The organism is Streptomyces sp. SP17BM10, assembly GCF_036322405.1.
Lineage (GTDB): Bacteria > Actinomycetota > Actinomycetes > Streptomycetales > Streptomycetaceae > Kitasatospora.
In genome coordinates this window covers 1-1,170 of the sequence record NZ_JAQYXB010000112.1, presented here as the reverse complement: position 1 = coordinate 1,170, position 1,170 = coordinate 1, and the positions used below count along the sequence as shown (strand labels likewise).

Annotated in this window: 1 protein-coding gene and 2 pseudogenes; all 3 read right to left on the bottom strand. The window is 72.6% G+C overall.

Translation table 11 applies throughout. The annotated features are described in order from the left end of the window. Window positions 1-207: pseudogene (locus PUR71_RS00415) on the bottom strand (ATP-binding protein); the annotation flags it as partial. Further along, the gene (locus tag PUR71_RS00410; RefSeq protein WP_329924269.1) at window positions 188-868 is read right to left on the bottom strand and encodes a DUF742 domain-containing protein; all 681 of its coding nucleotides are present in this window, start codon (window positions 866-868) and stop codon (window positions 188-190) included. The pseudogene PUR71_RS00415 and the gene PUR71_RS00410, both read right to left, overlap by 20 nt. 162 nt (window positions 869-1,030) lie before the next feature. Then, window positions 1,031-1,170 (bottom strand): annotated as a pseudogene (locus PUR71_RS00405) (roadblock/LC7 domain-containing protein); the annotation flags it as partial.

Below are 1,170 nucleotides of genomic sequence, written 5' to 3'. Positions count from 1 at the left end.
GGTGGTGGTCGTCTTGCCGGAGACGTGGCTGATGTCGTCGATGCCGGCGGAGGCCGAGGTCATGACGGCTTCGGTGCGCAGGGGGTTGATCTCGGAGACGGCGCCGACGAGCGTGGTCTTGCCGACACCGAAGCCGCCCGCGACGACGATCTTCGCGGAGGTGGTGGCGCGGGTGGGGGCGGCCGCGTTAGAGCTTGCGAAGTCCACTGAGGACCCTTTCGAGCAGCGTGACGTCGGGCTGGTTTCCGGATTCGCCGCCGGAAGCGGGCTGGTGGATGGCCACGAGGCCGGCCTCGGCCAGGTCGGCCACGAGGATGCGCGCGACTCCCAGCGGGAGGGAGAGCAGCGCCGACACCTCCGCGACGGACTTGACCTCCGTGCACAGGGTGCAGATCCGCTGGTGCTCGGGGAGCAGGGTGGCCAGGCGCTGCGGGTCCACGTCGGCGGAGACCAGGGCCTCCAGCGCGAGTTCGTAGCGGGGCCGGGTGCGGCCACCGGTCATCGCGAACGGCCGGATCAGCGGGCCGGAGTCCGGTTCGTCGTCGAACTCCTCGACGTGCCCGGGCTCCTGGGCCGGGTGGTGGCCGGGCGCGTGGCCGGGTCCGGTCGGCGGGACCGGGTAGCCGGGCGGCGGCACGTCGAAGGAGGGCTGCGGCTGCGGGGCGTACTGGCCGGGCTGGGCGTACTGGCCGGACCGGCCGTACTGCTCCTGCTGGTGGCCGTAGGGCTGCCGGTCGTACTCCTGGCCGAACTGCGGCCGGCCGTACGGCTGGCCTTGGCCGACGCCGGGTGCTCCGAAGGCGTCATGGCCCGTGCCGGGGTACGGAACGCCACCGTACTGGCCGCTGCGGTCGTCGGGCGGTGTCACGGTTCCTCTCCTCACAGGGTGCGGCGGTTGCGGTGCGAGCTCCGGAACGAGTCCGGAGCCGGTGGTGCGAAGGCCGTACAACGTCCGAACCCGAGCCCGCCGAAGCGGGCCCGGGAGGGACGCGGAGGTGCTTCGAATACCTGGACGGTATCCGACGAACCGTCAGTGCAGGAGACTGCCCTGGAGTTCTGCGCGGAGCGCGGGGGTGAGGACGGCGCCTGCGCGGTCGACGAGCAGGGCCATCTCGTAGCCGACGAGGCCGATGTCGGAGTCGGGGGCGGCCAGGACGGCGAGGGCGGAGC